The organism is Cupriavidus sp. 8B, assembly GCF_054589115.1.
The window spans coordinates 44365-57598 of sequence record NZ_BAAILO010000301.1; the positions used below are offsets into that span (position 1 = coordinate 44365).

The 13234-nt window shown below is 68.1% G+C and carries 14 protein-coding genes; 7 read left to right on the top strand and 7 right to left on the bottom strand.

Going from position 1 to position 13234, the window contains the following annotated elements; genetic code table 11:
* The 3 genes from kynA to kynB all read right to left on the bottom strand — a co-directional run.
* On the bottom strand, nucleotides 1–804 hold an 804-nt coding region (gene kynA / locus ACYP5B_RS30660), incomplete at its 3' end, for a tryptophan 2,3-dioxygenase (protein WP_459572173.1).
* A 13-nt stretch (nucleotides 805–817) separates the two neighbouring features.
* The gene (kynU, locus tag ACYP5B_RS30665) at nucleotides 818–2074 is read right to left on the bottom strand and encodes a kynureninase (RefSeq protein ID WP_459572174.1); all 1257 of its coding nucleotides are present in this window, start codon (nucleotides 2072–2074) and stop codon (nucleotides 818–820) included.
* A gap of 43 nt (nucleotides 2075–2117) precedes the next feature.
* On the bottom strand, nucleotides 2118–2774 hold the full coding sequence (gene kynB, locus ACYP5B_RS30670; protein WP_267603982.1) for an arylformamidase: 657 nt from the start codon (nucleotides 2772–2774) through the stop codon (nucleotides 2118–2120).
* A gap of 162 nt (nucleotides 2775–2936) precedes the next feature.
* On the opposite strand from kynB, the gene ACYP5B_RS30675 reads away from it, so the two are divergent.
* A complete protein-coding gene (locus ACYP5B_RS30675) occupies nucleotides 2937–3419 on the top strand; it encodes an Lrp/AsnC family transcriptional regulator (RefSeq protein ID WP_459572175.1) in 483 nt (160 codons plus the stop codon).
* A 13-nt stretch (nucleotides 3420–3432) separates the two neighbouring features.
* On the opposite strand, the gene ACYP5B_RS30680 is transcribed toward ACYP5B_RS30675, so the two are convergent.
* Together ACYP5B_RS30680 and ACYP5B_RS30685 are read right to left on the bottom strand one after the other, a co-directional pair.
* A complete protein-coding gene (locus ACYP5B_RS30680; protein ID WP_400093293.1) occupies nucleotides 3433–3897 on the bottom strand; it encodes a MarR family winged helix-turn-helix transcriptional regulator in 465 nt (154 codons plus the stop codon).
* A gap of 20 nt (nucleotides 3898–3917) precedes the next feature.
* The gene (locus ACYP5B_RS30685; RefSeq protein ID WP_318234348.1) at nucleotides 3918–4472 is read right to left on the bottom strand and encodes a flavin reductase family protein; all 555 of its coding nucleotides are present in this window, start codon (nucleotides 4470–4472) and stop codon (nucleotides 3918–3920) included.
* A gap of 171 nt (nucleotides 4473–4643) precedes the next feature.
* On the opposite strand from ACYP5B_RS30685, the gene ACYP5B_RS30690 reads away from it, so the two are divergent.
* The 4 genes from ACYP5B_RS30690 to ACYP5B_RS30705 are packed head-to-tail and all read left to right on the top strand — an operon-like array spanning nucleotide 4644 to nucleotide 9430.
* Nucleotides 4644–5750 carry a peptidase M29 gene (locus tag ACYP5B_RS30690; protein ID WP_400093295.1) on the top strand — a complete coding sequence of 369 codons (1107 nt, stop codon included), beginning with the start codon at nucleotides 4644–4646 and terminating at the stop codon, nucleotides 5748–5750.
* Nucleotides 5747–6577 (top strand): alpha/beta fold hydrolase, encoded by an 831-nt coding sequence (locus ACYP5B_RS30695; protein ID WP_400093297.1) that lies wholly within the window; start codon nucleotides 5747–5749, stop codon nucleotides 6575–6577. The genes ACYP5B_RS30690 and ACYP5B_RS30695 overlap by 4 nt, the downstream gene beginning before the upstream one ends.
* Nucleotides 6578–6635: 58 nt before the next feature.
* On the top strand, nucleotides 6636–7880 hold the full coding sequence (locus ACYP5B_RS30700; protein ID WP_267603977.1) for an acyl-CoA dehydrogenase family protein: 1245 nt from the start codon (nucleotides 6636–6638) through the stop codon (nucleotides 7878–7880).
* Nucleotides 7877–9430: a class I adenylate-forming enzyme family protein gene (locus ACYP5B_RS30705; protein ID WP_459572176.1), complete on the top strand. Its 1554-nt coding sequence runs from the start codon at nucleotides 7877–7879 to the stop codon at nucleotides 9428–9430. Before ACYP5B_RS30700 ends, ACYP5B_RS30705 begins: the two co-directional genes overlap by 4 nt.
* Here ACYP5B_RS30705 and ACYP5B_RS30710 read toward each other — a convergent pair.
* Entirely contained in the window at nucleotides 9387–10352 is a 966-nt protein-coding gene (locus tag ACYP5B_RS30710) for a LysR family transcriptional regulator (RefSeq protein WP_459572177.1), read from the bottom strand. The genes ACYP5B_RS30705 and ACYP5B_RS30710 overlap by 44 nt on opposite strands.
* Before the next feature lie 182 nt (nucleotides 10353–10534).
* On the opposite strand from ACYP5B_RS30710, the gene ACYP5B_RS30715 reads away from it, so the two are divergent.
* Nucleotides 10535–11488, top strand: a complete 954-nt coding sequence (locus tag ACYP5B_RS30715; RefSeq protein WP_459572193.1) for a cyclase family protein — start codon at nucleotides 10535–10537, stop codon at nucleotides 11486–11488.
* Nucleotides 11489–11587: 99 nt separating this feature from the next.
* The gene (msrA, locus tag ACYP5B_RS30720; protein ID WP_267603974.1) at nucleotides 11588–12130 is read left to right on the top strand and encodes a peptide-methionine (S)-S-oxide reductase MsrA; all 543 of its coding nucleotides are present in this window, start codon (nucleotides 11588–11590) and stop codon (nucleotides 12128–12130) included.
* A gap of 16 nt (nucleotides 12131–12146) precedes the next feature.
* On the opposite strand, the gene ACYP5B_RS30725 is transcribed toward msrA, so the two are convergent.
* Complete coding sequence (locus tag ACYP5B_RS30725) at nucleotides 12147–13232, bottom strand: DUF72 domain-containing protein (protein WP_400093302.1); 1086 nt, start codon at nucleotides 13230–13232, stop codon at nucleotides 12147–12149.
* Nucleotides 13233–13234 lie beyond the last annotated feature (2 nt).

Consider the following 13234-nt stretch of genomic DNA (forward strand, 5'->3'; position numbering starts at 1 on the left):
GCCTTCGGTGCCGCCGGTGCCGCGCTTGAAGCCGATCACGCGCTCCACGGTGGTGACGTGGCGAAAACGCCACTGCCGGAAGGCATCTTCCAGGTCGACGAACTTCTCGCCCAGTTCATACAGTTCCCAGTGCGCCTCGGGCTGGCGATAGACCTCCAGCCATGCCGCCTCCACCGAGGCGTTCTCGCCGGCCGGCAGGGTCCAGTCCCGCTCGATGCAGGCCGCATCGATGGCAAAGCCGCGCCGCGCCATCAGGCGAATCGCTTCGTCATACAGCGACGGCGTGCGCAGGGCTTCTTCCACCAGCGCCAAGTGCTGCGGCTGGTGCGCATGCGGGCGCAGCATGGCCGCGTTCTTGTTGCCGAGGATGAACTCGATCTCGCGGTACTGGAAGGACTGGAAGCCCGATGACATCCCCAGGTAGGGCCGCATCGCCGAGTATTCCGGCGGCGTCATCGTGGCCAGCACGCTCCACGCCTGCACCAGTTGCTCCATGATGCGCGAGACCCGCGTGAGCATCTTGAAGGCTGGCGGCAGCTGGTCCTGGCGCACGCATTCGCGCGCGGCGCGCAGCTCGTGCAGCGCCAGCTTCATCCACAGCTCGCTGGTCTGATGCTGCACGATGAACAGCATCTCGTTGTGCTCGGGCGAGAGCGGATGCTGCGCGTTGAGAATCTGGTCCAGCGCCAGGTAGTCGCCGTAGCTCATGTCCTTGGCGAAATCCATCTGGGCGTCGTGCCAGCTGGCATCGCTGCCATCGCTGGCGCCCGCGCCCGACATCGGGCATCCCTTGTGGTTGCTCATGGCGTGCTCCTGCTCAGGTCACCAGGCCGCGGGTCTGGTGACGCTCGGCCTTGTAGGTGCCGCTGTCGAGCACGTCGCGCAGGATTTCCACGGCATCCCAGACTTCGGTGAAGCTGGTGTACAGCGGCGTGAAGCCAAAGCGCGCAATGCGTGACTCGCGGTAGTCGCCGATCACGCCGCGCTCGATCAGGGCTTGCACCACGGCAAAGCCGTCCGGATGGGCAAAGCTCACATGGCTGCCGCGGCGCGCATGGGTGCGCGGGGTCACCAGTTCGAGCGGGTGCGCGGCGCAGCGTGCTTCCACCAGCGCGATAAAGAGGTCTGTCAGCATCAGCGACTTGGCGCGCAGCGTGGCCATGTCGGTCTGGGCGTAGATATCGAGCCCGCATTCGACCATGGCCAGCGAGGCGATGGGCTGGGTGCCGCAGAGGAAACGCGCCACGCCTTCGCGCGGGCGGTAGCCGGGTTCCATCGCAAACGGCGCGGCATGGCCCCACCAGCCCGACAGCGGTTGCCAGAAGGCGTCACGCAGCGAGGGCGCGACCCACAGGAAGGCAGGCGAGCCGGGGCCGCCGTTGAGGTACTTGTAAGTGCAGCCGACCGCGTAGTCCGCGCCCGATGCGTTGAGCGCCACGGGCACGGCGCCGGCCGAGTGGGCCAGGTCCCACACCGTGAGCGCGCCGCGGGCGTGGGCCATCTCGGTCACGCCGGCCATGTCGAGCATCTCGCCGGTCTTGTAGTTGACGTGGGTGAGCATCAGCACGGCGGTGTCGGCGTCGACCGCCGCATCGATCTCCTCGGGCGCATTCACCAGTCGCAGCGAGTAGCCTTGCTGCAGCAAGTCGGCCAGCCCCTGTGCGATGTAGAGGTCGGTGGGGAAGTTGCTGGCCTCCGATACGATCACCTTGCGCTTCGGGTCGCGGGTCTGCTGCACGCGCAGCGCTGCCGCCAGCACCTTGAACAGGTTGGCGGAGGTGGTGTCGGTCACCACGACTTCGTCCTCGCCGGCGCCGATCAGCGGCGCCAGCATATTGCCCAGGCGCTGGGGCAGTTCAAACCAGCCGGCCGTGTTCCAGCTGCGGATCAGGCCCGTGCCCCATTCTTCGCTCACCACTTCGGCGGCACGTGCCGCAGCGCTGCGCGGGCGCGCGCCCAGCGAGTTGCCGTCGAGGTAGATCACGCCTTGCGGGAGCGCGAACTGGTCGCGCAGGCGGCGCAGCGGATCTTGCTGGTCGAGGGCGAGGCATTGCTCGCGAGTCAGTGCGGTCATGTGTGAGAGGTTTCCTGGGGGGAGGTTGGGCGGTTCGGGTCGTTCAGGTCAGGCTGCGCAGCACCGCGCGCACCGGGCTCGCGTCGAGTCCGGCAAAGCGCAGCGGCAGGGCAATCAGTTCGTAGTCGGCCTCGGCCACGGCGTCGAGCACCAGGCCTTCGAGGATGGCCAGGCGATGCCGGCGCACCATGTTGTGCGCGTCCATGGTCTTGGATTCTTGCGGGTCCAGCGAGGGCGTATCGATGCCGACCAGCATGACGCCGTGCTCCGCGAGCAAGGCGATGGTCTGCGGCGCGACCGCGCAGAAATCCGGGTCCCACGTTGCCAGCGGTGCTTGCCGGTAAGTGCGCAGCAGCACGCGCGGCGGCGTGCCTGCCAGGGCATGTTCAATGTGGCGAGGCTCGACCAGCGGGGCCGCGCCGATGCAATGGATCACCCGGCACGGGCCGAGGTAGGGCGCCAGGTCCACCGCGCCGATAGGCGCGCCGTCGGCGGCGTAGTGCAGCGGCGCATCGGCATGGGCGCCGGTGTGGGGCGACAAGGTGATGCGCCCGACATTGACCGGGCAGTGCGCGTCGATCTGCCAGTTGCGCTCGTGCTGGAACGGCGTATCGCCCGGCCATACCGGCGTGTCGGGCGAGAGCGCGGGGCTGATGTCCCAGAGCTGGCGCGGAGTGTCGGGGGTGGGGCGGTTCGTCATCGGGGGGTGACGCCTGTGGGCGGCGTTCCAAGGCTCATCGGGGAGCAGATGACGGCATGATAGTCAATATTACGGGCAAGAGGCTTGCGAAATGGTCAGTGGATTCCCACGGTTTTCGCATAGAATTTCATTTGTGAAGAGAATCCTGGAAGAATCTGCGAAATGAACTTCGATCCCATCGATTTGCGCATCCTGACATGCCTCCAGGAGAACGGGCGCATCAGCAACCAGGACCTGGCCGACCGCGTGGCGCTATCGCCTTCGGCCTGCCTGCGGCGAGTGCGTTTGCTGGAGGAGGACGGGGTGATCGGCGGCTACCGGGCGTGGTTCGACGCCGAGCGGCTCGGCCTGGAGCTGGAGGCGATCGTGCAGGTGTCGATGCGCCCCGAGACCGAGGGCTGGCACGACACCTTCAACGCGGCGGTGCAATCCTGGCCTGAAGTGGTGTCGGCCTACATCATCACCGGCGACAGCAATTACATCCTGACCGTGCAGGCGCGCAACCTGAAGCACTACTCCGATTTCATCGTCAACCGGCTCTACCGCACGCCGGGCGTGATGGATATCCGCTCGAACATCGTGCTGCAGAGGATCAAGACGGATGGCTCGCCGCTGGCGGTCATCAAGGGCGAGCCGCGCGCCTGAGCGCGTTCGGCGCTCAGCGCGGCGAGCGCAGCGCGATCAGGCGGCGCAAGGTGTCCTTGAGCTGGTCGGCCTGCACCGCGCCGAAGTCGTCCAGCACCTGCTGCTCGTGGGCGGCGGCCTGGTCGAGCAGCGCACGGGCGCGGGTGCGCCCGCGTGCGGTGATCGACACCAGCGCATGGCGGCGGTCCTGGGCGCCGTTGCGCCGCGTGACGAGGCCGTCGGCGGCCATGCGGTCGATCAGCTTGGTCAGCGTGGGCTGCTTGGTGAGCGTGATATCGGCCAGCGCGCCGATGGTGCAGTCGGGCCGGTCGGCCAGCGTGGCCAGCACGCGCCATTCGGGCACGGAGAACCCGGCCGCCTCGACTTGCCGGTGGAACTCGCCCGACACAAGGTGGCTGGCCCGCGCCAGCAGGTAGGGCAGGTAGCCGTCTACAAAAGCGTCTGAGGCCACCGGAGCGGGTTTGGGTGAATCCGTCATGGCTGCTGCGTGCCCGGAGGTCAGTCCGTCAGCGGATCGGTGGTGGCAAAGCGGCCGTCGTGGAACACCAGCGGGTTGCCCGCGTCGTCGTGCACGCCGCAGCGCTCCACCTCGCCCACGAAGATGACGTGGTCGCCCTCGTCGTAGCGGCTGCGGTTGTGGCATTCGAACCAGGCCAGCGCGTTGGCCAGGATTGGCAGGCCGTTCTCGGACAGGCGGTAGTCGACGCCGGCGAAGCGGTCGCCCTTGAGCGTGGCGAAGCGCTGGCACAGGTCCAGTTGCGAGGCCGACAGCACATTGATGATGTAGTGCGAGCCGTCGCGGAACATCGGCAGGCTGTTGGCGCGCGTGGCCATGCTCCACAGCACCAGCGGCGGATCGAGCGATACCGAGTTGAACGAGCTGGCGGTAATGCCCACGAACGGCGCGCCCGGCGGCGAGCCGGGGCCAGCGCGGGTCGTGATCACTGTCACGCCGGTGGCGAACTGGGACAGCGTGCGCCGGAAGTGCAGCGTATCGAAATCGGGAGAAGCGGCCTTGCCGATGATGCTTGGCTTGGCTTCAGGCATGCCCATAGCGCGGGCTCCACTGGGATCCATGAAATTTCATATATTATTTGCGCCAGCGACAAGAATCACAAGCACAAAGCTAATGCGTCCGGCGGGAGGCATCGGTGGGCTGGCGCACCAAGGCCGCCTCCCCGGGACCCTGCCAGGGCCGCGGCAGATCGCACCAGGAGGAGACCTATGCTCATCGAGCAAATCGAGCACCGCTGGCTGGCGGCTTTTCGGCGCACCCTTGAACTGTGCGCCCTGTCCGCCCAGGAAGTGGTTGGGATTGTAACGGAGTCCCAATCCCGACGCGTCAATGTGGAGTTGGCGGAACTGGCGGTGCAGGCGCTGGGCGCCACGCCCGTGCGCATCCGGGTGCCGTCCCCGGCGCTTGCCGCGCCCGCGCCCGTGCGTTCCACCGGCGCCAGTGATGCCTTGCAGCAACTCGCTCCGGTGGTGGCCGCCTTGCAGCGCTGCCACCTGGTGATCGATTGCACCGTGGAGGGCCTGCTGCATGCGCCCGAACTCCCGCTGATCCTCAAAGGCGCCGACGGCATCGTGCCGCGCCTGCTGATGGTCAGCAACGAACATCCCGAAATCCTCGAGCGCTGCCTGCCCGATCCCGCGCTGGAGGGCACCGTGCGCGCGGCCATGAAGCGGCTGCGCGGCGCGCGCGAGATGCGCGTGCATTCGGCCGCCGGCACCGAGCTGCGCGTCGGGCTCGCAAGCGCACGCATCGGCGGCGTCTGGGGCTACTGCAACAAGCCGGGCCAGGTCGCCCACTGGCCGGGCGGCCTGTGCCTGGCCTTCCCCGCCGGCGGTCAGGTCAACGGCACCCTGGTGCTCGCACCGGGCGACGTCAACCTGACCTTCAAGACCTACCTGCGCGACACCATCGTGTGCCATATCGAGGACGACTACATGGTCGGCATCGAAGGGCAGGGCATGGACGCGGACATGATGCGCGGCTACTACGCAGCGTGGGCCGACCGCGAAGGCACGCGCGACGCCTATGCGGTCTCGCATGTGGGCTGGGGCCTGAACCCGCAGGCGCGCTGGGATGCCATGACCTTCTACGACAAGCGCGACTGCAACGGCACGGAGCTGCGCGCCTTTGCTGGCAACTTCCTCTATTCCACCGGCGCCAATGAGGTAGCAGGCCGCCACACGCTGGGCCACTTCGACCTGCCGCTGCGCAACTGCACGATCATGCTCGACGCTGTGAGCGAGGTGGACGCGGGCCGGCTCGCCGGCCCGGCAATGCCCGACGTGGCCCAGACAAACAACAAGGCTAGCGCATGAACGAAAACGTGAACCCTGGCATGACCCAGACCCATGCCAATGGCATGTCCACCATCGCACAGGGCACCGGCCCCGTGGCAGTGGTGATGCTGCATGGCATCGGCGGCGGCAAGGCCGCGTGGCCGGCGCAGCTCGATGCGCTGGCGCAGGCGGGCTATCGCGCGGTGGCCTGGGACATGCCCGGCTACGGCGACAGCGCCATGATCGAGCCGTACGATTTCGCCGGACTGGCGCAAGCCTTGCGGCCGGTGCTGCAGGCCGAGCGCGACGCCGGCCGGCGTGTCGTGCTGCTAGGCCACAGCATGGGCGGCATGGTCGCGCAGGAAGCCTACGCTGCCATGCCGGGACTGATCGACGGCATGGTGCTGTCCGGCACGTCGCCTGCATTCGGCAAGGCCGATGGCCAGTGGCAGCGCGATTTCGTCGCCGCGCGCACGGCGCCGCTCGATGCCGGCAAGACCATGGCGCAGATGGCGGGCGGGTTGGTGCGCGCCATGGTCGCGCCGCAGGCCGAGCCCGACGCGGTGGCGTTCGCCGCCAGCGTGATGGCGGCCGTGCCGCCCGGCACCTATCGCGCCGCCCTGCAGGCGCTGGTGCGTTTCGACCGGCGCGAAGTGCTGGCGCGCATCACGGTGCCGGTGCTGGCGCTGTCCGGCGAGCACGACGCCAACGCGGCGCCCGCCGTGATGGAACGCATGGCGCAGAAGATCGCCGGCGCCGAGTACCTGTGCCAGCCCGCGGTGGGCCACCTGGCTTGCATGGAGCGCCCGGCGGATTTCAATGCCGCCGTGCTCGGCTTCCTGGGGCGGCATTTCCCGCTGCACTGAATCCACAAAAACATCGAGGCATCGCCACGCGTGTGGCCGATGCCCGGGAGACACCAACATGCCACTGGATTTCATCCCCGCCGTCGGCAGCGCCGATTTCACCGAGGCGCAAGAGCGCCTGCTGACGCTCGCCAACCGGCTCGGCCGCGAGCGCTTTGCCCCGCGCGCGGCGCAGTGGGACCGCGAGGCCAGCTTCCCCTTTGCCAACTACGATGATCTGCGCGAGGCCGGCCTCCTGGCCTTGTGCGTGCCGCGCGAGTTCGGTGGCGAGGGCGCTGACTTCGCCACGTACTGCATGGTGGGCGCGGAGATCGGCCGCTTCTGCGGCGCCACCGCGCTGACCTACAACATGCATATCTGCTCCACCATGTGGACCGGCATGCTGTCCGACGGCATCGCCATGACGCCTGAGCAGCGCGCCGAGCACGAAGCCCGGCGCGAACTGCATTTCGCGCGGGTGGTCAGGGACGGCGCGATCTACGCCCAGCCCTTCTCGGAGGGCTCGGCCGCCGCCGCCGGGCGCGCGCCGTTCGGCACCAGCGCACGCAAGGTGGAAGGCGGCTGGGTGCTCAACGGCCGCAAGATCTTTGCCTCGCTGTCGGGCGCGGCGGATTACTACGGGATCCTCTGCACGGAGGAGTGCGCGGACCATTCGCCCGATATGCGCGACACGCTCTACATCGCGGTGCCGGGCAATGCAGACGGCCTCACCGTGACCGGCGAGTGGGACCCGATGGGCATGCGTGGCACGGTGTCGCGCACGCTGCTGCTCAAGGATGTGTTCGTCGCCGACCAGGAGCAACTGATGCCACGCGGCGTGTACTACAAGGCCGCACAGACCTGGCCGGCGATGTTCTTCACGCTCTCGCCGACCTATCTCGGCGTGGCGCAGGCCGCGTACGACTTCACCGTGCAGTACCTGCGCGGCGAAGTGCCGGGCCAGCCGCCGGTGAAGCGCCGCATGTATCCCACCAAGCAGATCGCGGTGGCGCAGATGCGCATCCAGCTGGAGAACATGCGCTCGATCTTCTGGCGCGTGATTCATGAAGCCTGCGCCAGTCCGTCCAAGGATGCGCGCATGCGCCTGTACGCCGCGCACTACAGCGTGATGGAAGGCGCCAACGATATCGCCCGGCTGGCGATCCGCACCTGCGGCGGGCAGTCCATGCTCAAGGACCTGCCGCTGGAGCGGCTCTATCGCGATTCGCGCTGCGGCGCGCTGATGCTGCCCTGGACCGCCGAGCTGATCCTGGACCGCATGGGCCGCGAGACCCTTTACGAGTCGGGCGAGCGCGACGAATGAGCGAGCGCGCCAACCGGCTGTTCACCGGCACGCCGGAGCCGGGCGCGCTGCTGCGCACGCTGCATGCGCATGCCAGCGCCGCACCGCTGCGCCCGGCGCTGCATAGCCTCGGCTACACCATCGGCTACGGCAAGCTGTGGCGCCGCGTGGAACGCGTCTGCGCGCATCTGGCCGGCACCTGGGGCGTGCAGCCGGGTGACCGCGTGGCCACGCTGTGCCTGAACCACGATCTGCAGCTCGCCATGCTGTTTGCGTGCGCAAGGCTAGGGGCCATCTTCGTGCCGCTGAACTTTCGGCTGGCGGTGCCGGAGCTGAGCGCCATTGCCGCGCATGCAGGCATTCGCGTGCTGTTCCACGATGCGCCGCATGCGCAGGCCGCGGCGGCGGTGGCAGCCGCCTTGCCGGAGCGCGCCGCGCAGGCGCCGATCGATAGCCTGATCGACCGGCCGGCGCCGCTGGACACGCCCCTGCCACGGCCATCGCAGCCGCCCGACGAGGCGCCGCTGCTGCTGGTCTACACCTCTGGCTCCACCGGCCATCCCAAGGGCGCGCTGCATACGCAGGCCGGCTTGCTGGCCAACGCGCGCGCGAGCTGGTGGGCACATGGCATGACGCGGGACGACCATATCCTGTCCGTGCTGCCGTTGTTCCATGTGGGCGGCCTGTGCATCCAGACGCTGCCGGCATTGCTGGCCGGGGCGCAGGTGACGCTGCACCAGCGCTTCGCTCCGCAGGGCTGGCTTGACGCATGCGCGCAGACGCGGGCCACGTTGTCGCTGATGGTGCCGGCCACGCTGCGCGCCGTGCTGGAGCATCCCGGCTGGCCAAGCGCGGATCTCACTTCGCTGCGCGGCGTGATGGCTGGCTCCTCGCCCATTCCCCGCGCGTACATCGATGCCTTCCACGCGCGCGGCATTCCGCTGGGGCAGGTCTACGGCGCCACCGAGACCGGCCCGGTATCGGTCGTGCTGCGCCTGGACCAGGCCATGGCGCGGCCTGGCTATGCCGGCTGGCCCCAGCCTGAGGTGCAAGTACGCCTGGCCGATGCGCAAGGCTTGGAGGTGGCCGACGGCGAAGTGGGAGAGCTCTGGCTCGCGGGTGCCAACCTGATGCGGGGCTACTGGCGGCAGCCGGACCATGCGGATTTCCGCGATGGCTGGTTCCGCTCGGGCGACCTTGCGCATCGCAATGCCGATGGCTGTATCGAAGTGGTCGGCCGCAGCAAGGACATGATCATCTCGGGCGGGGAGAACATCTATCCGGCCGAGATCGAGAACGCGCTGCTGGGCTTGCCCGGGGTGCTGGATTGCGCGGTGGTGGGGCTGCCAGACGCGCGCTGGGGCGAGGTGCCGGTTGCCGTCGTGGTCCCTGCCTCTGGCGCGGATCGTGCCGCGTTCGCGCCAGAGGCGCTGCGTGAAACGCTGGCGCTGTCGATTGCGCGGTTCAAGCTGCCGCAGCGGGTTGTGCTGGTGGAGAGCCTGCCCAAAAGCGCGCTTGGCAAGGTGCTCAAGCCCCAGTTGCGGGCGATGTTGGCGGCGTCGTTGAGCTAGCGTGCTGCCGGCCATCTCCCTGCGCGGCATCCTGCCGGCCCTGCAGAGCCTCGGCCAGGAACGCCACGAACGCGCCCACCTTCCGTTGCAGGTGCCGGTGGCTGGCATAGAGCGCGTAGATGCTCCGGCCGGCCAGCGCATGCTCCGGCAGTACCCTGACCAGCTCGCCACGCGCAAGCAACGGCAGCGCAATAAACGAGGGCAGCGCGCCGATGCCCAGCCCGGCCAGCAGCATATCGCTGAGCAGCAGGCTGTTGTTGGCCGAGAAGCGCGCCGGTACCTCGATGCTGGTGGTGCCTTGCGGCCCCTCCAGGTGCCAGCTGCCGGGATAGTCGGCCAGCTGGTAGGCCAGGCAGTCGTGGCCGCGCAGGTCCTCGACGGTGCACGGCGTGCCGCGCGCCGCCAGGTAGGCGGGGGCGGCGCAGATGGTTTGCTCTACCTCACCCAGCCGCCGTGCGATGAGGGACGAGTCCGTCAATGCCGAGCGGATGCGCAGCGAGACGTCGAAGCCCTCCGACACCACGTCCAGCAAACGGTCGTCCAGGGTCAGTTCCACCTGCACCTGCGGGTAGCGCGCCATGAAGCTCACCAGCAAGGGCGAAAGCACCTTTAGCCCGAACGACAGCGGCGCGTTCACGCGCAGGCGGCCGCTGATCTCGTCCGTGCCGGCGGCTGTTGCGCGTTCCAGCGCATCCAGCTCGTCGAGCAGGCGGCAGCATTCGGCAAAGTAGGCGCGGCCGGTTTCCGACAGGCGCATGCGGCGCGTGGTGCGCTGGATCAGCAGCGCGCCCAGGCGTGCCTCCAGCTGGCGCACCTGCTTGCTGACCGCGGCGGTCGACTGCCCGAGATCGGCGGCAGCCTGGCTGAAGCTATCGCGTTCCACCACGCGCCGGAAGGTGCGCATCGCCGCGAGCAGATCCATATATTTTCCTGTCAGTTGAATATGTTTGTCCGAATTCGCAGATTATCTACCAGCGAATGCCTAATAGGATGGCAGCATGCCTTCCACGTTGCTGTGGAAAGCGCCAATCCAGTCAGGAGTCCACCATGTTCCAGCGCCTTACCCCTACCGCCGGCACCACGCGCCGCCTGGCCGCCTTTTCCATGCCGCTGCTGTTCGCGCTGCTGAGCGCTGCCGCCGGCGCAGCACCCCAGGTGGGCGTCAGCCCCTGGGGTCCCAAGGATGAGATCGGCCGCCTCAACCTCATTACCCCAGCCTCGCGCGCGGCCATCATGGCGCGGGTTTCCGGCACGCAGGCCTACGACCTGGCGGTGGACTATTTCATCGGCATGCCGAGCTGGCAGGCCGCCGGCGATCCGCCGTACCAGATGTGGATGACCCATACCCCGCACGGCAACCTGGTGGCCGACTCCATGCAGGTGGGCGAGGCGATGAACCGGCATGTCAGCTACAGCGGCTCGGCGGTCTCCATGTACGCGCACATGGGCACTCATATCGATGCGCTGAACCACTTCGGCCTGAACGGCAAGATCTGGAACGGATACGCCGCCGCCGAGCACCTGGGCGATCGCGGCTGGAAAGTGACCGGCGCGGAGAAGCTGCCGCCGATCGTCGCCCGCGGCGTGCTGATCGACGTGGCCGCGGCCAAGGGGCTGGACATGCTGCCCGACAACTACCGCGTGACCCGGCAGGACCTGCGTGAGGCGCTGGACAAGCAGGGCGTGGCGCTGCAGCAGGGCGACGTGGTGCTGATCCGCACCGGGCGCATGCAGCACTATGAAAACGCCCAGGCCTATATGGCCAACCCGCCGGGCCTGGGCCTGGATGCGGCCAGGTTCCTGGTCGAGGAAGGGGGCGCCATGGTGGTGGGGGCCGATAACCTGAGCTTCGAGGCGTTCCCGGCGGAGGTGCCCGACAATTACATCCCCGTACACACCTATCTGTTGGCGCAGCAGGGCGCACCGATCATCGAACTGGTGAACCTGGAGGCCTTGTCGCGAGACCGCGTCTATCAGTTCGCCTTTATTGGCGCCTCATTGAAGTTCCGCGGGGCCGACGCAGCACCGATCCGGCCGGTCGCCTTGCCGATCCGCTAGCCGGAGCGGCTGCGCTGCGCGGCGGCCTCGACAGACTCTGGCGGCGGGACGGGTGCCGAACGAGTATGCTACCTATTGTCACGAGCCGGAGAGATCAAGATGGACAACGAGCATGAGGTAGCCACGCTGGGTGGCGGTTGTTTTTGGTGCCTGGAAGCGGTGTACCAGCAAGTCAAGGGCGTACGGGCCGTGGAGTCGGGCTATACCGGCGGCCACGTGAACCATCCGACTTACGAGCAGGTGTGCGGCGGCGACACCGGGCACGCCGAAGTGGTGCGCGTGACCTTCGATCCCACGGTGATCAAGTTCCGCGAGATCCTCGAGATCTTCTTTGCCATCCACGATCCCACCACCCTCAACCGGCAGGGCAACGATGTCGGCACGCAGTATCGCTCGGTGATCTTCACCAACACGGAGCCGCAGCGCGCCATGGCCGAGTATGTGATGCGAGAGGTGGCGGAGCACAAGCTCTACGATGCGCCGCTGGTGACGCAGGTCGAGCCCACGCAACCTTACTGGCGCGCGGAGGAAAGCCATCAGAACTACTTCCAGAACCACCCGAACCAGGGCTATTGCTCGTTCGTGATTTCACCCAAGCTGGCCAAGTTCCGGCAGAAGTTCGCGCATCACCTGAATCGTTGACGCGCCGGGCCTGCGCTCAGCTCGCTTCCAACTGCTCGGCAATGGCCTCGGCCAGCCGTACGCAAGTCAACGGCGCGGAGCCTTCCGCCTTGTTGCTGACGATCACGTAGGCGGGCTGGCCCGCGCGCAGCGTGCGTACCACCTGCTCGGCGATCACCGCGCGGGTATGCGGGTCTTCGTCGATCAGCCGGTCAAACGGCGCGTAGCGGGATTCGGCCTGCTCGTAGGCAAAGCCCGCATGCAGCATCCACCGCAGCACCAGGGGGCCTGGTGCACCCCCATCCATCAATGCCTGTGCCGGCAATTGTCGTTCGGCCGGCGGCATGCGTTCGCGCGCGGACAGGCAGAAGCGCACGCCGCGTGCGCGCAGCAGCTTGATGAAGCGCGGCGTGAGCAAGGCGGCATCGCGCAGTTCCACCGCGTAGCGGGCATCGGGCGTGGTGGCGGCGTCGAGCGGTGGCAAGGCGCCGAGGAAGGCGTCGAGCCTCGACAGGAAACCGGCGCTATCGGCGGCCATCGCGCCTAGCGGGGAGAGCTGGAACAGCAGCGGCCCGCATTTGGCGCCAAGGCCCGCAGTGGCAGGCGCGACGAAGTCGCGCGCGGCGATCTCGGCATCGAGGAAGCTGGCGTTGGCCAGCCGGCCGGCGCCTTCGGAGGTGCGCAGCCACGGATCGCACACGCTGGCGGGCGCCTTGACCAGGAAGCGGAAATGCGCCGGCACCTGGGCGGCGTAGGCAACGTAGTCGGCAAGCGGGATCGGCGCGTAGAACCCGCGATCGATGCCGGCGGCGCGCAGCAAGGGATGCTGCGAATAGGCGGCCAGGCCTTTGCGCGAGAGCAGGCTGTCGGTGTACTCGCCCTGGTAGACCAGCCCGTTCCAGCCGCCATAGGACCATGACGATGTGCCGAGATGCAGGCCGGCCGGCAGGCGTTGCGCCAGCGCGAGCAGGGCGGGGTCCGGGGGCGGCGCTAGTACGGTCTTGCCGCGCGACGGCTTGGTGGCAGCGGCTTCGGTCGGGGTGGCTCCGGCAAGCGGTGCGGCATTGCCGGCAGCGGCCACCCCTGGCGGCTCCAGCAAGCCGCCGAACAGGTCTTCAGTCAAGC